This window comes from Streptomyces sp. NPDC058671 (assembly GCF_042716475.1).
GTDB lineage: Bacteria > Actinomycetota > Actinomycetes > Streptomycetales > Streptomycetaceae > Streptomyces.
The window spans coordinates 1-19377 of sequence record NZ_JBHXSA010000014.1; the positions used below are offsets into that span (position 1 = coordinate 1).

The 19377-nt window shown below is 72.9% G+C and carries 15 protein-coding genes; 9 read left to right on the top strand and 6 right to left on the bottom strand.

The window, feature by feature from the left end; translation table 11 throughout:
• Window positions 1-56: 56 nt before the first annotated feature.
• From ACFWV2_RS18650 to eccB, 4 genes are all read right to left on the bottom strand, one after another.
• Window positions 57-344, bottom strand: coding sequence for a WXG100 family type VII secretion target (locus tag ACFWV2_RS18650; RefSeq protein ID WP_351220701.1), 288 nt, complete (start codon window positions 342-344; stop codon window positions 57-59).
• Between the two features lie 47 nt (window positions 345-391).
• Entirely contained in the window at window positions 392-742 is a 351-nt protein-coding gene (locus ACFWV2_RS18655) for a WXG100 family type VII secretion target (protein ID WP_384406109.1), read from the bottom strand.
• A 190-nt stretch (window positions 743-932) separates the two neighbouring features.
• Window positions 933-2186: a type VII secretion-associated serine protease mycosin gene (gene mycP, locus ACFWV2_RS18660; protein WP_384406110.1), complete on the bottom strand. Its 1254-nt coding sequence runs from the start codon at window positions 2184-2186 to the stop codon at window positions 933-935.
• Window positions 2187-2198: 12 nt separating this feature from the next.
• Window positions 2199-3746 (bottom strand): type VII secretion protein EccB, encoded by a 1548-nt coding sequence (gene eccB / locus ACFWV2_RS18665; protein ID WP_384406111.1) that lies wholly within the window; start codon window positions 3744-3746, stop codon window positions 2199-2201.
• 190 nt (window positions 3747-3936) lie between these two features.
• Here eccB and eccE point away from each other — a divergent pair, with 190 nt between their 5' ends.
• From eccE to ACFWV2_RS18705, 8 genes are all read left to right on the top strand, one after another.
• Complete coding sequence (gene eccE, locus ACFWV2_RS18670; RefSeq protein WP_384406112.1) at window positions 3937-5241, top strand: type VII secretion protein EccE; 1305 nt, start codon at window positions 3937-3939, stop codon at window positions 5239-5241.
• Complete coding sequence (locus ACFWV2_RS18675; RefSeq protein ID WP_384406113.1) at window positions 5241-6053, top strand: hypothetical protein; 813 nt, start codon at window positions 5241-5243, stop codon at window positions 6051-6053. Before eccE ends, ACFWV2_RS18675 begins: the two co-directional genes overlap by 1 nt.
• A gap of 228 nt (window positions 6054-6281) precedes the next feature.
• Entirely contained in the window at window positions 6282-9572 is a 3291-nt protein-coding gene (locus tag ACFWV2_RS18680) for an SCO5717 family growth-regulating ATPase (RefSeq protein ID WP_384406114.1), read from the top strand.
• A gap of 192 nt (window positions 9573-9764) precedes the next feature.
• Window positions 9765-11600 (top strand): ABC transporter substrate-binding protein, encoded by a 1836-nt coding sequence (locus tag ACFWV2_RS18685; protein ID WP_384406247.1) that lies wholly within the window; start codon window positions 9765-9767, stop codon window positions 11598-11600.
• A 3-nt stretch (window positions 11601-11603) separates the two neighbouring features.
• Window positions 11604-12665 (top strand): ABC transporter permease, encoded by a 1062-nt coding sequence (locus ACFWV2_RS18690; RefSeq protein WP_384406115.1) that lies wholly within the window; start codon window positions 11604-11606, stop codon window positions 12663-12665.
• Window positions 12662-13612: an ABC transporter permease gene (locus tag ACFWV2_RS18695; RefSeq protein WP_384406116.1), complete on the top strand. Its 951-nt coding sequence runs from the start codon at window positions 12662-12664 to the stop codon at window positions 13610-13612. The genes ACFWV2_RS18690 and ACFWV2_RS18695 overlap by 4 nt, the downstream gene beginning before the upstream one ends.
• Window positions 13609-14574, top strand: a complete 966-nt coding sequence (locus tag ACFWV2_RS18700) for an ABC transporter ATP-binding protein (protein WP_384406117.1) — start codon at window positions 13609-13611, stop codon at window positions 14572-14574. Before ACFWV2_RS18695 ends, ACFWV2_RS18700 begins: the two co-directional genes overlap by 4 nt.
• Window positions 14571-15587: an ABC transporter ATP-binding protein gene (locus tag ACFWV2_RS18705; RefSeq protein WP_384406118.1), complete on the top strand. Its 1017-nt coding sequence runs from the start codon at window positions 14571-14573 to the stop codon at window positions 15585-15587. Before ACFWV2_RS18700 ends, ACFWV2_RS18705 begins: the two co-directional genes overlap by 4 nt.
• A 10-nt stretch (window positions 15588-15597) precedes the next feature.
• Here ACFWV2_RS18705 and ACFWV2_RS18710 read toward each other — a convergent pair whose 3' ends face one another.
• Both ACFWV2_RS18710 and ACFWV2_RS18715 read right to left on the bottom strand, forming a co-directional pair.
• On the bottom strand, window positions 15598-16518 hold the full coding sequence (locus tag ACFWV2_RS18710) for a hypothetical protein (protein WP_384406119.1): 921 nt from the start codon (window positions 16516-16518) through the stop codon (window positions 15598-15600).
• A 156-nt stretch (window positions 16519-16674) separates the two neighbouring features.
• On the bottom strand, window positions 16675-17847 hold the full coding sequence (locus tag ACFWV2_RS18715; protein ID WP_384406120.1) for a type III polyketide synthase: 1173 nt from the start codon (window positions 17845-17847) through the stop codon (window positions 16675-16677).
• Window positions 17848-17994: 147 nt separating this feature from the next.
• Between ACFWV2_RS18715 and ACFWV2_RS18720 the strand changes: the two genes are divergently transcribed.
• Window positions 17995-19263 carry a cytochrome P450 gene (locus ACFWV2_RS18720; protein WP_384406121.1) on the top strand — a complete coding sequence of 423 codons (1269 nt, stop codon included), beginning with the start codon at window positions 17995-17997 and terminating at the stop codon, window positions 19261-19263.
• Window positions 19264-19377 lie beyond the last annotated feature (114 nt).

A 19377-nucleotide genomic window follows, 5' to 3' on the forward strand; every position in this document is an offset into this window, starting at 1 on the left:
CGCGTGAGGGGGTGGCCCGTCGGACGGGCCACCCCCTCACGCGTGTCCGCGGGGTGTCACATGCGGAAACGGGCCGCGTTGCCGCGGTCGGTGTCCTGGTAGCCGACGACCGACTCGTCGAGGAGCGTGGCGATGCGCGCCAGGTCCTGGTTCATGCCGGCCATGTCGCGGGTGAGGCGGTCCTGGGTCTCGCGGTACGCGATCTTGGCCTCACCCTCCCAGTTGCTGGCGACGCGGTTGACCTCGGCCATGAGGTCGTCGAGCTTCTGGGTGAGGGTGGTGGAGGTCAGGCGGGTGTCGGCCGCCGCCTGGGTCACCGTGTCGTAATTGACCGCAGTGGTCATGGTGTTGACTCCTGAGTGAGAGTGGCGCGGAGGTGTGGTCGAGTGGCTCAGACGCCGAGGATGGCGCTCTGGTTGCCGCCGCCACCGGCGCCGCCGCCGGCGTCCATCGTGCGGAAGGACCGCAGACGGTCCTCCTCCTCGCGCGAGAAGCCGTCGGCGCTCATGCGCATCATCTCTTCGAGCTTGGAGAGCTCCTGGCGCATGCTGCGCAGGCGCTGGTTCAGGTCGTTCTGGACCCGGTCGTACTCCTTGCTCGCAGCGCCCTGCCAGCCCGCCTGGACGCGGTCGACCACGCCGTTGAGGTTGGTGATGCGGGACTGGAGCTCGTCGGAGAAGTCCTGGATCCGGCCGGCGAGCTTGACTTGTTCGGCACTGGTTACGTTCAGGTCTTTCGACATCTTGCCCCTTCTTCCTTCGGTGGCGTCGACGGCTCGGCCGTCGGGCCCTCCGTTCGTGATGCGGACGGGAATCTTCTGATGCCGCCCCCGTGCTGGGCTCGCACTGCCGTGCGCCCCGCGGTCACTTTAGCCATTGGCGGCGGCAGTTCCAACTGCAAAGGGCAGTCCGGATACTTGACCGGTACGCGGGTCAACGGGCGCCCCTCCGGCGGCGGCTGTCGCGGATCACGGTGGCGGTTCCGGCGACCACCGCCACCAGGACGACACCGATTCCCAGCGCGTAGGTGGCGAGCCGTTCGGAGCGCTCCTGAGGCGTCTCCGACAGCGCCAGGCGGGCCGGCTCGGGGGCCGGCGGCCTGGGCGGGGCCGGGTCGGGCGTGGGCGAGGAGGGCGGCGTCCCCGGGACGTCGGCCAGCGCCCTCACCGGGTCGACGACGCCCCACCCGACGTGGTTGTCACGCCCGTTGACCGAGCGGACGGCGGTCTGCTCGATCCGGGCGACGATCTGGGCCGCCGTCCACTCCGGGTGCTCGGCGCGGAGCAGGGCGGCGACACCGGCGACGTACGGGGCGGAGAAGCTGGTGCCGTTGTCGACGCACTGGCCGCCGCCGGGGACGGTGGAGACGATGTCGACGCCGGGGGCGGCGACGCCCACGAAGGTGCCGGACTGGGAGAAGGCGGCGCGCTCGTTGTTCCGGTCGGACGAGGCGACGGCGAGGACGCCGGGGAAGGCGGCCGGGTACGTGGTCTTGAGCTTGCCGTCCATACCGTCGTTGCCGGCGGAGGCGACGACGACGACGTTCCTCCGGAGCGCGGCGGCCACGGACTTGGCCATGGGCGAGTCGGCGTCGAGGGTCTGGGTGGTGTCCTGCGAGATGTTGATGACGTGGGCGCCCTTGGCGACGGCGTGGTCGATCGCGAGGGCCATCGTGTCGGACTTGCCGCTGTTCTTCTCGTCGTTCTGCCGGATCGGGATGATGGTCGCCTCGGGGGCGAGACCGACGAAACCGGTGCCGGCGCGGGGCCGGGCGGCGATGATGCCGGCGACCTTGGTGCCGTGGCCGACGTCGTCGACGGTGCCGTCGGTCTTGCCGCGCAGCTCGTCGCCGAAACCGGGGTTCTTCTTGTCGGGCTTGAGGAAGTCCTTGCCCGCCTTGGCGTCGACGGCGGTCCGCAGCTGCGGGTTGACGTCGTCGACGCCCGTGTCGATGACGGCGACCCGGACGCCCTTGCCCTTGGTGTCCTGCCACAGCTCGTCGAGGAGGACCCGCTGGAGCGGCCAGGGGATGCCCTCGATCTGCTTCTTCATGGGGAAGGTGCACTCACCGCTGCCGTCGAGGACGGGTCCCCCGTGGCGCGGCTCGGCGGCCGCGGCGGGCGTCGCGAGGAGGGCGGTGAGGGCGCCCGCGGCGAGCAGGGCGGCCGTGCGGTACGTGGTCGTCACCGGTGCCACCCCCTAGGAGCCCTGCGGCTGACGTGCGCTGTTGGTGTCGAGCCGGGGGCCCTTCGACAGGAATTCCGACCATTCGATCGGGACGAGGGCCGGCACGACCTTCTCGTAGCCGAGACGCTTCTGTGCCTCGCTGGGTTCCGGACGTCCGTCGGTCGGCTTCTCCTTGTCCCCGGCGCCGATCTCGGAGCGGGCGGAGTCGCTGTCGCCGTTGGCCTGGACGGCGTAGCGGAGACCGGTGTCGGTGACGAGGAACAGTGAGCCGTCGGGCGCCTTCTGCCTGCCCTGGATCTGGGTGTAGAGCAGGCCGGTGCCCGGGGTGACGTACGTGCTGGTGCCGCCCGCCGTGATGTCGGCGGGGTACTTGGTGCCGGCCCAGGTGGCGAGGGTCGTCCCGCCCTTCTCGTCGACGCCGGTGAGGACGCTGCACACGGTGTCGCGGGCGCTCCCGCCGGTGGAGACGTTGACCTGGGTGGACTTCAGTCGCGGCCAGCGCACCTCGCCGTGGAAGACGGTGGGGTCCGGGACGAACGAGGACGCGTCGACGGTGGTCGGGGTGCCGTCCATGTCGAGGACGCGGGTCTGCGGGGAGTTGATGATGAGCCAGGCGGTGAAGGAGGTGACCGGCTGGACCCTTCCGGCGAGCACGACGTAGTGCTGGGGTCCGGAGCCGGTCTGGGCGATCAGGACCATGCCGATCCGGTTCTCGGTCCCGTTCAGGCCGTCGCCCGGGACGCCGGCGTGGGTGCCGACGTCTCCTTCGAGGTGCGGGAAGTCCACCGGGTCGCCGGTGTTCAGGGTGGCGAGCCAGTCGTCGGTGACGGGCTGCGGCTCCCGGCCGAGGCCGACGAGGGCGGTGAGCAGTCCGGTCCGGTCGGCCTTCACCGGGTACTTGGTGCCCTTGTGGTCGACGAGGAACTGGGCGGAGTCCTTCTGTCCTTTGACGTACAGGATCTGCCCGTCCTTGAGGCGGCCCGCGCCCTCGGTGCGGCTGAGGTCCCGCTCGGCGAAGAGGAAGGTGGCCTTCTGGACGCTGGCGCCCTTGCCGCCGCCGGGCTGTTCGCAGACGGCCCAGCGCTTGGGCTTGCCCGCGTCGTCGGCGGTGGGCAGCCGGTCGGGGGCGTACGGGATGCCGAGGATGGGGCCACGCGGCGGCTTGCCCTCGTCGAGCTTCTTGTCGGCGACCTGGACGACCTGGAACTGGTCGGGGTTCAGGAGGAGTCGTGCGGAGGCGAGGTTGAGGACGGGATGGAGCAGGGTCTTCTTGTCCTTGTCCTTGCCGGTCTCCAGGACCACGTACCGGGTCGTCGACTGCTTGCCGACGATCACCCGGGTGCCGGGGACGTCCCAGCCCTTGGGGGCCTGGGGACTGAACATGCCCCAGGCGCCGAAGCCGGCGACGACGAGCGCGGCGACGATCAGGCCCGGGACGATCGCGCGCAGCGGCCTCGGTGCCCCCTCCTCCGTGCCGGAGGGCGAGGGTTGGAGGAATGCCGCCACCGTGCGCTTCTTCGCAAAGGTGTACGCGTTGAGCTCGTCCCGCCGCGATGCCATGAGTCCCCATTCTCGTCAGGCGCGATCTTCGCGCGGGAGCCGGGGGAGGTGGCACCCGGGCCCCGGCCGTCGGACCGGCCCCCTACTATGCCTGCTGTCCCGACGGGTTCGTGGGGCGGGTAGGGTGATCCGGCCGCCAAAGCCCTGGCAGGCCAGGGTGATCGGGACGAATTGAGGGGGATTCTCCATCATGGCTTCCGCGACGCGGACGCGGCCCGCCGCGGCCACCGCCTCCGAACCCCCGTCCACGGGGCCCGTCTCCTCGGTCTCGCCGAGACTCCAGGCGCGTCCGGGACACTTCGGTTCGTTCCAACTGCAACAGCTCGTACTGATCGAGGTGGCGGCGGCCCTGCTGGTCGTCGCCTGGGTCGTCGAGCCGATGCTGCTCGTGCCGGCGGGTGCGGTCGCCGTCGTGCTCCTGCTCCTCGCCGTCGTACGCCGTCACCGGCGCTCCCTGCCCGAGTGGCTCGGCACGTTCCTCGCGCTGCGGGCCCGCACCCGCAGGGCGGCCTCCCTCACGGTGCCCGAGGGCACCGAGCCGGGGTTCGCGCCGGTCGTGGAGTGCGACCCGGCGCTGCGGACCTACGCGTACAGCGACCGTGACCGGCGCCCGGTCGGCATGGTCGGCGACGGCACGTTCCTGACCGCGGTCCTGCGGGTGGAGTCGGACGGCACCGCCCTGCGTCCGGACCGCGCGGCGCGGCCGCTGCCCGTCGGGCTCGTCCGGGACGTGCTGAGCGTGGACGGCATCCGCCTCGAATCGGCGCAGATCGTGCAGCACACCCAGCCGGCGCCCGCGCCGCACCTGCCCGCGCAGTCCCTGGCCGCGCGCAACTACGGGCCGCTGCAGGCGCAGACGGGTTCGCCCGCGGTGCGGATCACCTGGGTCGCGCTCAAACTCGACCCCGAACTGTGCCCGGAGGCGGTCGCCGCGCGCGGCGGGGGCGTGCGGGGCGCGCAGAAGTGCGTGGTGCGGGCGGCGGACCAGCTGGCGAGCCGGCTCGCGGGCGCCGGGTTCCGGGCGAGCGTGCTGACGGAGCAGGAGCTCACGTCGGCGCTCGCCACCTCGACCTGTGCGAGCCCGATGGCGATAGCGCAGGCGGGCCGGGGGCAGCCGCTGGGGCGGCGCACCCAGGAGACCGCGCGGACCTGGCGGGTGGACGACCGGCGGCACACGACGTACTGGGTGGGGCGCTGGCCCCAGCTGGGCGGGCGGGGCGGTGGGGCGGGGGCCTCGATGCCGCAGCTGGTGGCGCTGCTGACCTCGCTGCCCGCGCTGGCGACGACGTTCAGCCTGACGCTGAGCGGCGGGGACCGGCAGGAGGTGACGGTGGCCGGACACGTACGGATCACCGGGCGCAGCGACGAGGAACTGGTGGCGGCGCGGCACGAACTGGAGCGCGCTGCGCGCGGGGTGAGGACGGGCCTGGTGCGGCTGGACAGGGAACAGGTGCCCGGCGTCCTCGCGACGCTTCCGCTGGGGGGTGCGCGCTGATGTCCCACTCCGCCTCCTCCTTCGGTACGCCGGCCCGCTCCGGCAGGCCGGCCGCCCCGCGCGGTACGGATCCCAGGGGTACGGACGCCCGTGGTACGGGTCGGGGCGCCCGGCCCCGGTTCGGTTTCGGCCTCGTCGGCCCGCGCCGCGACAAGCACTCCGTCCCCCTCGACCAACTCGACGCCCTGGCCCTGCCGGTCGGCGACGACGGCATGGTGATCGGTGTCGACGCCGAGAACCGCCCCGCGGTGCTCGGCATCAACCGGCCCGTCCCGTACGACGTCACCCTCATCGGCGGGCTCTGGACCGCGCAGGTGCTGGCCCTCCGGGCCGCCGCGACCGGGGCCCGGGTGGCGGTCGAGACCGGCCGCGCGCAGGCGTGGACGGCGCTCGCGCAGGCCGCGGGCGGTGGCCAGCCGTGCATCTCCCTGCACGACGTGGGGCGGGTGCCGCCCCAGGGCGCGTCCGCCGGCAGTCCGGTGGTCGTGGTGCGCGACTGCGGCATGCGTCCGCCGCGCGGCCGGGTCGTGTCGGCGCCCTGGCAGTCGGTGGTGACGCTGCTGCCGTACCTGAGCCCGGTGGCGCCCCGGCTCCTGGAGAAGTCCTCGCTGGTCGGCGTACAGCGGGTCTCCCCCGACGAGGCCACGCAGATCGGCCGCATCATGAGCCTGCCGCGGCACGAGTACGAGGCGCTGTCCACGCTCGCGGACGGGGTGACCCTCTGGTGCACGCCGAGCGACCGCCAGTTCGTCATGACCCAGGCGACCGACGCCGAGACCGGATTGTTGGGCGGCGCGCGCCGGATGGACTGAACGGCGACCGCAGACGATGGAGTTGCTCAAGTACGTCCATTTTTGCATCGTTTTGAACGGTCGGGGTTTTCACTCTGCGGCGCGGTCGGCTCACTTGGGGGCCGGACCGGGTCACGGGGAGGGGTACGGAGGGGCCGTCGGCCCTGCCCGGGGGGTGCCCGCGCCGATTAGGCTGGAAGGGCCCCGCCCACAACGGCACAAGGGTGCTCGACCACACCAGGAGGCAAAGTGAACGGCGATCGCGACGAGATCCACGGGGGTTGGAATCCATCCGCCGACGATCAGTCCGACGCGGATCCCGCCGAGCTGACGGGTGAGTTCACCATCGACTACACCCCGCCCGCCTGGTACACGCAGAACGCGCCGGGCGGTGCGGGGGCGGGCGGTGTCACTCCCCCGCCGCCGAGCGGCGCACCGCTCGGCGTGCCGGGCCTCCCGACGGGCAGCGGCTTCGAGCCGGGCGGTGTGGGGGCGGCTCCTGTGGAGGCCGGTCCTGTGGGGGCGGGTCCGGTGGGTGCGGCTCCGGTAGGGGCGAGTCCGGTAGGGGCGACCCCCGTCGGCGCGGCTCCGGCAGGGCCGGCTCCCGTCGGTGGGGATCCGGTGGGTGCCGCCTCCGTCGGTGGCGATCCGTCGGGTGCGGGGGTGCCCTCTGGCAGTGCGGCTCCCCTCGGGGTCGACGCCGGGGACGTCGCGAGCGGCGCGACCGTTCGCTTCTCCCCCGCCGCGCTCCAGCGCGAGATGGCGGAGCGCGCCGCGGAGCCCTCCGCCGCGTCGCCCGCGCCGACACCGCACGCCGCGGAAGGCGCCGACACGGCTCGGACGCCGGACGAGGCCCCGGGTTCAGTGGCCCGGCCCGGCGAAGCCGACGGCGCCCGAGAGCCCGGCTCCGCTCCCACCGAAGCCGCCGACGGCACCTCCGCCGGGGGCACGACCGACAGCGCCTCGGCCGAGTCCGGCCCCGCCGCGACGAGCACCGATGCGGCCGAGGCCCTCGACGGGTCGAACGAGGCCTGGTCGGGCACGGAAGGCCGGACCCCCGCCTCCGAGACCCACGACGAGGCCGACGGCCAGGTCAACGGCGAGGTCAACCGCGACGCCCACGGCGAGTCGGCCGCCACGGCGACCGGCACCGAGGCGATCCCGGCACTTCCGGCGCCCCGGGAGGCCCCGGAGGCCCCGTCCGCCGATGCCACCGACACGGGCCCGGTCGCCGACGCCCTTCCCGCCGAGGCCCCCGGCGGCGGCGCGGCCCCGGACGCGCAGCCGGCACCGCCCGCCGCTCCCGCCGCCTACCCTCTTCCCGACGCATCGCAGGGCTTCGGCCCCGGCGCCGCTCCCGGGCCCCTTCCCGCCGCCGGACCGGGGGCCGGCACCGGGTTGCCGCCGCTGCCGCCGTCCTTCCAGCCCGCCGCCCCCGGGCCCGCCCAGCAGTGGCCCGCGCGGCCGGCCCCGGGTGCGCAGCCGGCGCCCCAGGCCGCGCCCTTGCCGCCCGCCGCCGCGTGGCCGGCGCCCCCGACTCCGGCCGCGCACGGCGCCGTACCGCCGCAGGCACAGCCGCAGCCGCAGGCCCAGCCGCCCGGCTCCTACGGTTATCCGCAGGCCCCCCAGCAGCCCGCCCCGCAGGGCGGCTACGGCTTCCCGCACCCCGGGACGCCTCCGCAGCAGGGCGGTTACGGCTACCCGCCGGGGGCGCCTCCCGGGCCGCAGGGCCCAGGGGGACAGCCCGCGCCCTCCGGTGGTGTGCCGCAGCAGGCCCAGGTACCGGGCGGCGGTTACGGCTACCCGCACCCCGCCGCCGTACCCCCCCAGCCCTCCGTCCCCCAGCCGCAGTACGACGCGCAGCCGCCCGTCGATCCGCGGACGGGGGCCGCCTGGCCCTCGCCCGTGACGCACGACCAGCGGGAGCGGTCCGTGCCGGGTGCGCCCCTCGGCTACAACGCGGCCGTGGAGCTCTCCTCCGACCGGCTCCTCCGCAACAACAAGCAGAAGCCCAAGTCCAGCCGGAACCCCGGCGGCGCCGCCGCCCGGTTCAAGCTCGGCGGAAAGAAGGAGGAGGCGGAGCGGCAGCGCAAGCTGGAACTGATCCGTACGCCGGTCCTCTCCTGCTACCGGATCGCGGTCATCTCGCTCAAGGGCGGTGTCGGCAAGACCACGACGACGACGGCGCTCGGCGCGACCCTGGCGACCGAGCGGCAGGACAAGATCCTGGCGATCGACGCCAACCCGGACGCCGGCACCCTGGGCCGCCGGGTGCGGCGCGAGACCGGGGCGACCATCCGCGACCTGGTGCAGGCGATCCCGTACCTCCACTCGTACATGGACATCCGCCGCTTCACCTCGCAGGCGCCGTCCGGTCTGGAGATCCTCGCCAACGACGTGGACCCGGCCGTCTCGACGACCTTCAACGACGAGGACTACCGGCGGGCGATCGACGTCCTGGGCAAGCAGTACCCGATCATCCTGACGGACTCGGGTACGGGTCTGCTGTACAGCGCGATGCGCGGGGTGCTCGACCTCGCCGATCAGCTGATCATCATCTCCACGCCCTCCGTGGACGGCGCCTCCAGCGCGTCGACGACGCTGGACTGGCTCTCCGCGCACGGCTACGCGGATCTGGTGCAGCGCTCCATCACGGTCATCTCCGGAGTCCGCGAGACCGGCAAGATGATCAAGGTCGAGGACATCGTGCAGCACTTCCAGACGCGCTGCCGCGGGGTCGTGGTGGTCCCCTTCGACGAGCACCTGTCGGCCGGTGCCGAGGTGGACCTCGACATGATGCGGCCGAAGACCCGGGAGGCGTACTTCCACCTCTCGGCGATGGTGGCCGAGGACTTCGTACGGGCCCAGCAGGCGCAGGGACTCTGGACCGGCGACGGCCAGGGCGCGATGCCTCCGCACATGGCCCCGCCGATGCCGGGACACCAGATGCCGGGACACCAGATGCCCGGCGGGCCCATGCCGGGTCAGCCCATGCCCGGACAGCAGGTACCCGGGCAGCCCATGCCCGGACAGCAGGTGCCGGGGCAGTTCGCCCCCGGGCAGCCGGTACCGGGTCAGCCGTACGGAGGTCCGCCGACCCCCGGACAGCCCTACCCGCCGCAGCAGCCCTACGGACAGCCGCCGGCGCAGGGACAGCCCTACGGCGCGCAGCCCGCGCCCGGACAGCCGTACGCGGCGCAGCCCATGCCGGGGCAGCCGATGCCCGGTCAGCCCGTGTCCGGTCAGCCCATTCCGGGGCAGCCCGCGCCGGGGCAGCCGTACGGTGCGCCGCCCGCCGCGGGTCAGCCGTACGGAGCACAGCCCGCGCCCGGACAACCGTTCGGCGCGCCCCCCGGGCAGCCCGGCATGCCCCAGGGCTGGCAGCAGCCGGCGCCCGGTCAGCCGGGGCCCCCGCAGGCCGATCCGCAGGATCCCGGCACCGGTTCGGCGCCGGGGCACGACCAGGGCGGGCCCCAGGTCCCGCCCCCGTACTGGCACGGGCAGCAGCCCCCGCAGGCACCGCCAGCCTCTCAGCAGTAAGGCGTCACAGGAGTAGACCAATGAGGCCCCGTACCGGTCCCCCGGTACGGGGCCTCCTGGCATTCCCGCAGTCCACAAGGGGTTTGACGGATCGTTGACGACGGCAGACCACCGCTGATAAACCTTCGCTTCACCCATCGTCAGCCCAAGATCCACGACAGATCCCCCGACGCGAGGTCCCGTCCCATGGTCATGGTCACGAAGGCTCCACCCCGCCGCACCCCCGCCCGCAGAGCACTCCGTCTGCTGCTCGCCTCCGGTGTCACCGCCGTCTCGCTCGTGGCCGTCCCCGGTACCGCCGCCGCGGAGGACGACAAGTCCCCCGCCGGGAGCACGCTCACCGTCGCCGTCTCGCAGAGCATCGACTCGCTGAGCCCGTTCCTCGCACAGAAGCTCACCTCGACCAGCATCCACCGGCTGGCCTACGAGTACCTCACCAACTACGACGCGAAGGACGCCCGCCCGATCCCGGGCCTGGCGACCGCGTGGACCTCCTCGCCGGACAAGCTGACGTGGACGTACACCATCCGCAAGGACTCGACCTGGTCCGACGGGAAGCCGGCCACCGCCGAGGACGCGGCCTGGACCTTCAACAAGATGATGACCGACCCGAACGCCGCCACCGCCAACGGCAGCTTCACGGCCAACTTCGCCGAGGTCACCGCGCCCGACCCGCAGACGCTCGTCATCCGCCTGAAGAAGCCGCAGGCGACGATGACGGCGCTCGACGTGCCGATCGTGCCGAAGCACGTGTGGGAGAAGGTCGGCGACTTCTCGAAGTTCAACAACGACAAGCAGTTCCCCATCGTGGGCAACGGACCGTTCGTCGTCACGGACTACAAGGTCGACCAGTACATCAAGCTCAAGCCGAACAAGAACTTCTGGCGGGGCGCGCCGAAGTTCGACGAGCTGGTCTTCAAGTACTACAAGGACGGGGACGCCGCCGTCGCCGCCCTCCAGAAGGGCGAGGTGTCCTTCGTACCGAACCTGACGCCCGCCCAGGCCGCCGCGCTCAAGACGCAGAAGGCCATCAAGGTCAACGACGCCCCCGGCCGCCGCTTCTTCGCCATCGCCACCAACCCGGGCGCGAGGGCCAGGGACGGGAAGACGTTCGGCAACGGCCACAAGGCGCTGCTCGACCCGGCCGTGCGCAAGGCGCTCTTCCTCGCCGTCGACCGGAAGGCCATCGTCGACAAGGTCTTCCAGGGGCACGCCGTCGAGGGCGAGGGCTACATCCCGCCGCGGTTCGACTCGTACTTCTGGAAGCCCGAGGGCGCCCAGAAGCGGGCGTACGACCCGGCCGGCGCGGAGAAGCTCCTCGACGCGGCCGGCTACCGGAAGAACGCCGCCGGCAAGCGGGTCGGCAAGGACGGCAGGCCGCTGGACTTCCGGATCCTCTGCCACGCCACCGACCCCAACGACAAGGCGATCGGCAAGTACCTCCAGGAGTGGTGGGGCAAGCTCGGCATCGGTCTGAAGGTCGAGTGCCTGGACAGCGTCTCCGACCCGTGGGTCAGGGGCGACTACGACCTCGCCTTCGACGGCTGGTCGGTCAACCCCGACCCCGACTACGTCCTGTCGATCCACACCTGCGGGACGCTCCCGGCGACGCCGAAGGACTCCGGGGCCACCGACAACTTCATCTGCGACAAGGAGTTCGACACGCTCTACGCGCAGCAGGCGGTGGAGTACGACGCCGCCAAGCGGGCGGTTCTGGTGAAGCGGATGCAGTCCCGGCTGTACGACACGGGGTACATGAACGTCATGGCCTATCCGAACGCCCTTGAGGCGTACCGCACGGACCAGATCGCGTCCATCACGACCATGCCCGAGGCCGCCGGGAACCTGTGGGGACAGGACGGCTACTGGAGCTGGTGGTCGGCCGTGCCCGCGGCGAGCACCGCGGACTCCGACGGCGGCTCGTCCACCGGGGTGATCGTCGGCATCGGCGCCGCCGTGGTGGTCGTGGTCGGCGTCGGCATCTTCCTCGGTCTGCGCCGCCGCTCCACCGTCGACGACCGCGAGTAGTACGTGACGACGGCAAGCACCGCAGCCGACGTGACGCGGGCCGAGAAGGCCCGCGTCACGGACGGCGCATCCCGCACCGGTTCCTCCCTCGGCTACCTCCGTCACGCGGCGGGGAAGCTGGGCGGCGCGCTCGTCTCGCTCTTCGCCGTGCTGGTCACCAGCTTCTTCCTGTTCCGGATCATCCCCGGCGACCCGGTGAAGGCGATGACGCACGGCGTGCCCACCTCGGCCGAGCAACTCGTCACCCTTCGGCGTCAGTTCGGCCTCGATCTGCCTCTGTGGCAGCAGTTCACCGACTACTGCGCCAAGGCGCTGAGCGGCGACCTCGGCACCTCGTTCCAGTTCCGCGCGCCCGTCGGGGAGCTGATCGCGGAGAAGCTTCCGGCGACCCTGCTGCTCACCGGGGTCGCCGTGGTGATCTACTCGGCGCTGGGGCTCTGGCTCGGCACGCGCTCGGCCTGGCGCCACGGCGGTCTCGGCGACAGGCTGAACACCGGGATCGCGCTGACCCTGTGGTCGGTGCCCTCCTTCTGGCTCGGGCTGCTCCTCATCATCGTGTTCTCCGTGGGTATGGGCCCGATCCCCGGGCTCTTCCCGACCGGCGGCATGGAGTCGGGCACCGGTGAGACCGGTCTCGCGTACGTCCTCGACGTCGCCCACCATCTGGTGCTGCCCGTCGTCACGCTCGTGGCGGTCGGCTACGCGCAGACCCTGCTCGTGATGCGTTCCTCGCTGCTCGACGAGATGGGTGGCGACTACCTGACCACCGCGCGGGCGAAGGGGCTGCGCGACGACGCGGTCCGGCGCCACCACGCCGTGCCGAACGCGCTCCTGCCGACCGTCACGATGTTCTTCATCAATCTGGGCCATGTGGCCGCCGGTTCGATCCTGGTGGAGACGGTGTTCTCCTGGCCGGGGCTCGGCGGGCTGTTCTACCAGGCGCTCAGCGTGCCCGACCTGCCACTCGTGCAGGGCCTGTTCGTCGTCTTCGCCGGAGCGATGATCCTGATGAACCTGATCGCCGACCTGCTCTATCCGCTGCTCGACCCCCGGGTGGGCCGATGACCTCTCCGACTCCCGCCCGGCCCCCCGGCGGGCCGACGGCCCCTCCGGCGTCCGCCGCCTCCGCGACCTCCCTGGCCTGGCAGCGGCGCCGGCACACGGCGGCCCGCTTCTGGCGCGGTTACCGCACCCACCGCGCCGGCCTGTACGGCCTCGCCGGTCTCGCGCTGATCGCCCTGCTCGCCCTCACCGCCCCGCTGCTCGTCGGCGCCGACGTGCAGTCGGTGACGAAGGCCACCGGCGCGGCCCTGGAGGCGCCGAGCGCCGAATTCCCGCTGGGAACCGACCAGTTCGGGCGCTCGCTGCTCGGTCTGCTGATCTGGGGGGCACGGATCTCCCTGCTCGTCGGCCTGCTGGCGGCGACCCTCTCGGTCGCCATCGGCACCCTCGTGGGGATCGTCGCCGGACACTACGGCGGCTGGTTCTCGACCGTCGTCATGCGGATCACCGACTGGTTCCTGGTGATGCCGGCACTGGTCCTCGCGATCGTGCTCGCCACCGTCATGTCCCGGTCGATGTGGACGGTGGTGCTGGCCATCGGCGTCACCTCCTGGCCGACCACCGCCCGCCTGGTGCGGGCCCAGACGATCGCCGTCGAGTCCCGCCCGTACATCGAACGGGCGACCGCGCTCGGCGGCGGCCACGGGCACGTCATGAGCAGACACGTGCTGCCGAACGTGATGCCGCTGGTGCTCGCGCAGACCACCCTCGGCATCTCCACCGCCATCCTCACCGAGGCGACCCTCGCCTTCCTGGGCCTCGGCGATCCGACCGTGGTGTCCTGGGGCGGGATGCTCCAGGACGCGCGCGAGGCGGGCGCGGTCTCCTCCGGGCACTGGTGGTACCTGGCGCCGCCCGGCATCGCCATCGCCCTGGTCGCGCTCGCGTTCACCCTGTGCGGGCGCGCGGTCGAGTCCGTACTCAACCCGAAGCTGGGGGTGGGGCGATGAGCCTCCTCGAAGTCCGGGACCTGCGGGTGACGTACGGTTCGGGCGCGTCCGCGGTGCCCGCCGTACGCGGGGTCGACCTCACCCTGGAGGCGGGCACCAAGCTCGGCGTGGCGGGCGAGTCCGGCTGCGGCAAGTCCACGCTCGCCCTCGCGCTGCTGCGGCTCCTTCCGGCCTCGGCGCGGATCGAGGGCCGGATCCTGCTCGACGGCGACGACGTCCTCGCCATGACCTGGGGGCGGCTGCGGGCCGTGCGCTGGGCGGGCACCTCGATCGTGTTCCAGGGTGCGATGCACTCGCTCAACGCGGTGCACCGGATCGGGGACCAGATCGCGGAGCCGCTGCTCGTCCACGGCCACGCGACCCCGGCGGCGGCCCGCAGACGCGCCGGGGAACTGCTCGAACACGTCGGACTGCCCGCCGCGCGGGCGGCCGCCTATCCGCACGAGCTGTCCGGCGGGCAGCGGCAGCGGGTGATGATCGCGATGGCGCTGGCCTGCGATCCCCGGCTGATCGTCGCGGACGAACCGACGACCGCCCTCGACGTGATGATCCAGGCGCAGATCCTGCGGCTGATCGAGCGGCTCGTCGCCGAGCAGTCCATCAGCCTCCTGATGATCAGCCACGACCTGGCCGTCCTCGCCGACACCTGCGACCGGCTCGCCGTGATGTACGCGGGCCGGGTCGTCGAGGAGGGGCCGGCCCGGGCGGTGTACGAGGCCGCCCGGCATCCCTACGGGCGCGCGCTGTCGTCGGCGTTCCCACGCGTCGGGGACCCCGCGTCCCGGCGGGCGCCGCGCGGACTGCCGGGCGACCCGCCGGACCCGGCGGACCTGCCCGGCGGCTGCACCTTCCATCCGCGCTGCCCGGTGGCGGTGGCCGGCTGCGGGGAGACCGACCAGGAACTGCGGGAGGCGGCCGCCGGGCACCGGGCCGCCTGCGTCCATGTGGGGAGCGCGTCATGAGTACAGGCGTCATGAGTACGGAGACGTCCGCGCCGCCGCTGCTGTCGGCGCGCGGGCTGCACGTCGCCTTCCCCGGGCGGCGGGGCGCACCCCTCGCGCGGGCGGTGGACGGGGTGGACCTGGACATCGGCGCGGGCGAGATCGTGGCCCTGGTCGGGGAGTCGGGCTGCGGCAAGACGACACTCGCGCGCTCGCTGCTCGGTCTGGTCCGGCCCACCTCGGGGACGGTCGCCTTCGACGGGCAGCCGCTGGGTTACTCCTCCGGGGCCCTCAAGGCCTACCGGAGGCGGGCGCAGCTGGTCCTCCAGGACCCGAGCGGTTCGCTGAACCCCCGGCACACCGTGTACGACGCGGTGGCGGAGGGGCTGCGGATCCACGGGGTCCACCGGTCGACGCAGGACGAGCGGGAGGCGGTCGCGGGGGCCCTCGCGCGGGCCGGGCTGCGGCCTCCGGAGCGCTTCTTCCTGCGCTACCCGCACGAGCTGTCCGGCGGGCAGCGGCAGCGGGTGGTCATCGCGGGCGCGCTGGTACTGGAGCCGGAGCTCATCGTCGCCGACGAGCCGGTGGCCTCCCTCGACGCGTCCGTACGGGGCGAGATCCTGGCGCTGCTGCTGCGCCTTCGGGACGAGCTGGGTCTCTCCGCGCTCGTGGTGACGCACGACCTGGGGCTCGCGTGGAACATCGCGGACCGGGTCGCGGTGATGTACCTGGGCCGGGTCGTGGAGACCGGCACGGTCGAGTCCGTACTGACCCGGCCGCAGCACCCGTACACCCGGGCGCTGCTCTCGGTGCTGCCGGAGTCCGGGGGCGTTCCGGTGGTGCTGACCGGTGAGCCCCCGGACCCGTCCCGCATCCCGTCCGGCTGCCGCTTCCACGCCCGCTGTCAGGTCCTCGCGTCGGGCGAGGCGGCGGCGGTCGCGGACCGCTGCCGGGGCGAGGGGCTGCCGGTCCTGGGCGGCGGCGGGGCACAGGAGGTGGCCTGCCACTGGGTGGAGCGGCAGGCCGTGGTCTGAGCCGTGCGGCTCAGCGGCTGTCGGGCTCGGCGGCGGACTCGTCCGCCGTGTCCGCCGGCTTGGCGGGCTTCGCCGCGCCGTCCGCGGGCGCCGCCTTCGGCAGCACCTCACAGGAGCTGATGGACGTCCGGGTGGAGACCGACTTCACCGTGCAGGTGTCCTTGCCGACACCGGCGTCGACGGAACCCCAGTGGGGGCCGACGGTGAGGACCGAGCCGCCGGGGCCGCTGATCCGGTCGTCGCCCGGGCCGGCCTGGATCATGCCGCCGGACTCCGGGCCGAGAGCCGCCGCCTCGATCTCGTCGGCCTCGCTGCCGCCGAGGACGCGGCCGGAGAAGTCGATCGTGCCGACCTTGATGGTGTCGACGCCGTCGTTGCCGGTGACGATGCCACCGCCCCGGTTGAACTTGCCGGGCGCCCCGGTGACCGAACCGGTGGTGATCTTGTCGTTGCCGTCGTCGCCGTGGACGACCGCGCCGTGTTCCGCGCCGTCGCCGGCGACCGTGGCGACCTTGATGATGTCGTTGCCCCGGTTGCCCCGGACCATGCTGGAGGCGTTCTGGGGGACGAGGTGCTTGGCGCGGATGACGTCGTCGCCCTCGCCGCCCATCACGGCCGAGTCGATGACCAGGCCGCGCACCTCGATCATGTCGTTCCCGTTGCCGCCCCAGACGGTGACGTTCTCCAGGTCGCTGTCGCAGAAGATGTGGTCGTCACCGTCGGTGCCGCTCACGGTGTCGCCGGGCGGGGCGGAGTTGCCGTTCACCCAGCACTGGTGCATCGGCACCCGGACGGCGCCCGGGGCGGACGCCTCGGCGGGCGCGCCGGCGAGCGTGGCGGCGGCCGCTCCGGCGAGCAGCGCGGTGAGCGCGGCGGGGCCTCGCAGGGCCTTCGGGCGCTTGCTGCGGCGGGGCGGTGGCGTAGCGGACATGCGGCTCTCCTCTGCTGGGGCGGGTCTGTACGCGTGGTCCCACGCGGGTGCGTGCCCGCGCGGGTCGGGGTGGTCCTGCTCGTCCGCGTGCTCGTGTCCGCACGCGTACGTGGTGGTCGACGCACGGGGAATCGGCGCGGTGGTCCGGCTCGGCGCTCAGGCGGCCGTGCGGGCGGGGTGGAACGGCGGCGAGTAGCCGACGATGCGGCGGGTGCCGAGGTTCGGTTCGGGTGAGACCGGGGCGTTCGTCCACCGTCCGAGGCACATCTCGGCGGTGATCCCCGGGCCGAACCCGGCGAGGATGCCCCGCGCGCCCTCGGGCTGCCCGCCCTCCTCGAAGAGCCGGCGTACGGCGTCGAGGACGACGGCGCTGGCGATGTTGCCGTACTCCGTGAGCGTGGCGCGGCTGAACCGGAAGGCCTCCGGGGGCACCTCGAGGAAGCGGCTCAGGTCGTCGAGGATGCGCGGCCCGCCGGCGTGGATGATGTAGAAGTCCAGCTCACCGGCGTCCCAGCCGTGTGCTCCGGCGATCTCGCGGAGCGCCGGGGCCAGCGGTTCCATCGTGGTCGGCACCCGCTTGTCGAGGAGGAAGTGGAAGCCGGTGGCGCGGACGCTGTAGGCGATCCAGTCCTCGGTGTCGGGCACGAGGTGGGAGCTGTTGCGCTCCAGGGCGATCCCGGTGCCGCCACGGCCGCGCACCACGGCGGCGGCGACGGCGTCGCCGAAGAGGCCGTTGGAGAGCAGCGAGCCGACGCCGAGATCGGTGGGCTGGTAGCAGAGCGAGCAGAACTCGCAGGCCACGATGAGGACGTTGGCGTCGGGGTACGCGGTGCAGAAGTCGTGCGCCCGGTTGATCGCCGCTCCGCCGGCGGCGCAGCCGAGCTGCGCGATCGGGACCTGACGGGTGTGGCTGGGGAAGCCCATCGTGTTGATCATCCAGGCGGTCAGGGACGGCATCATGAAGCCCGTGCACGACACGTAGACGATCATGTCGATGTCCGCGGGGCGCAGCGCCGCGTTGTCCAGGGCCTCCCGGACGACCGACGGGACCCGCGCCTTGGCCTCCGCCTCGTAGCGGATGTTGCGTTCCTCGAAGCCGGGATGCTTCAGGGTCTCCTCGATGGGCTGGACGATGTGCCGCCGCGCGACGCCGGTGTTGCCGATCAGGCGTAGCGCGAGGGCGAGTTGCGGGTGCCCCTCATGATGTGAGCGGGCGAGGTCGAGGGTTTCCTCCATCGTGATCACGTGCTCGGGCACGGACACTGCGGGCTTGCACAAAGTCACCACGACACTCGCTCCTTCGTCTCGTTCGCGTGAACTGCCGCCCACACTCACCCGGTGATCGCGACCCCGCAACCGCGAGCGCGACCGGATGCCTACGCTGAGTGAGGGTCGGGGCCGCCGTCGGGTGCTCCGTCCGGGGGGCTGTGGGCGCTCGGCGTATCGCCGCCGTCCGCCACCGGGAACAGCCACCACATGACCTCCGAGACGACCGCAGGACCAGCCTCCGAAGCGACCCCCTCCGAAGGGGTGCCCGCCGACCCCGCACCGCCCCCGCCCGCCCGTACCTGGGCCGTCGACGACCTCCCCGCACTCGCCTTCGATCCGCTGCTCACCGAGCTCCTCGAGAAGGAACCCGTCGCCCGCATCCGGCTGCCGTTCACCGCGGAGAACGAGGCCTGGCTGGTGACGCGGTACGAGGACGTCCGCGCGGTGACCTCCGACCCCCGGTTCAGCCGGACGGCGCTGCTCGACCGTCAGGTCACCGGGATGACCGGCCACATGGTGGCGTCGAAGGCCGCGCTGAACTACGCCGACCCGCCGTACCACACCCAGCTGCGCAAGGCGGTGACGAAGGCGTTCACCGGGCAGAGCACCAAGCGGCTCCGTCCGCTGGCCCAGGCGAGCACCGACCGCCTCCTCGACGCGATGGAGGCGGCGGGCAGCCCCGCCGACCTGATGAAGCACCTGCACGGCCCGCTGCCGATGGCGGTGGTGTGCGATCTGCTCGGCGTCCCCGACGAGGACCGGGCGGAGCTGGCCTCGTGGCCCGACCTCATCCTGTCGTCGGGCCCCGGCCCGGAGAGCAGCAGGGCCGCCAAGGCCCAGATCCACGGCTATGTCACCCGGCTGCTCGACCGGCGGCGCGCCGAACCGCAGGACGACCTGGCGGGGGAGCTGGCGGAGTCCCTCGCGGAGGGCCGGATCAACGCCGACGAGGCCGTCTCGCTGGCCATGGCGATCCTCATCAGCGGCGCCCACGCGGTACGGAACAACAGCGCCAACATGGTCTACGTGCTGCTCACCCGGCCGGAGCTGGCGGACCGGCTGCGCGCCGAGCCGGAGCTGCTGCCGCAGGCCGTGGACGAGCTGCTGCGCTGGATCCCGCACCGCAACGGGGTCGGCCTTCCGCGGATCGCGACGGAGGACGTCGAGGTCGGCGGGGTGACCATCCGGGCGGGTGAGGCGGTGTACGCCTCCTACCTCGCGGCGAACCGGGACCCGGAGGCGTTCGAGGACCCGCACACCGTCGACTTCGACCGGCAGGGCATCGGGCACGTCTCCTTCGGGCACGGGCCGCACCACTGCATGGGCGCGATGCTCACCCGCATGGAGTCCGAGGTGATGCTCTCGACCCTGCTGCGGCGCTATCCGGAGCTGAGGCTCGCGGGGCGCCCCGAGGACGTGGTGTGGCAGACGAAGGGCCTGATCCGCGGACCGAGGGAACTCCTCGTCACCTGGTGAGCGGTGACGACGGAGCGGGCGCCCGACACACCCGCCGGACTGGTCACGGCCCGGTCCCGGGTGCGCGACGGTCACGCCGAATCGGTGACCCTGGAGAACGTCGCCTCGTACTGC

Excerpts from the sequence above, each read along its gene's own strand:
- ACFWV2_RS18650 (WP_351220701.1), bottom strand. The coding sequence starts at position 344 with ATGACCACTGCGGTCAATTACGACACGGTGACCCAGGCGGCGGCCGAC.
- ACFWV2_RS18655 (WP_384406109.1), bottom strand. The coding sequence starts at position 742 with ATGTCGAAAGACCTGAACGTAACCAGTGCCGAACAAGTCAAGCTCGCC.
- eccB (WP_384406111.1), bottom strand. The coding sequence starts at position 3,746 with ATGGCATCGCGGCGGGACGAGCTCAACGCGTACACCTTTGCGAAGAAG.
- eccE (WP_384406112.1), top strand. The coding sequence starts at position 3,937 with ATGGCTTCCGCGACGCGGACGCGGCCCGCCGCGGCCACCGCCTCCGAA.
- ACFWV2_RS18675 (WP_384406113.1), top strand. The coding sequence starts at position 5,241 with ATGTCCCACTCCGCCTCCTCCTTCGGTACGCCGGCCCGCTCCGGCAGG.
- ACFWV2_RS18685 (WP_384406247.1), top strand. The coding sequence starts at position 9,765 with ATGGTCACGAAGGCTCCACCCCGCCGCACCCCCGCCCGCAGAGCACTC.
- ACFWV2_RS18695 (WP_384406116.1), top strand. The coding sequence starts at position 12,662 with ATGACCTCTCCGACTCCCGCCCGGCCCCCCGGCGGGCCGACGGCCCCT.
- ACFWV2_RS18700 (WP_384406117.1), top strand. The coding sequence starts at position 13,609 with ATGAGCCTCCTCGAAGTCCGGGACCTGCGGGTGACGTACGGTTCGGGC.
- ACFWV2_RS18705 (WP_384406118.1), top strand. The coding sequence starts at position 14,571 with ATGAGTACAGGCGTCATGAGTACGGAGACGTCCGCGCCGCCGCTGCTG.
- ACFWV2_RS18710 (WP_384406119.1), bottom strand. The coding sequence starts at position 16,518 with ATGTCCGCTACGCCACCGCCCCGCCGCAGCAAGCGCCCGAAGGCCCTG.
- ACFWV2_RS18720 (WP_384406121.1), top strand. The coding sequence starts at position 17,995 with ATGACCTCCGAGACGACCGCAGGACCAGCCTCCGAAGCGACCCCCTCC.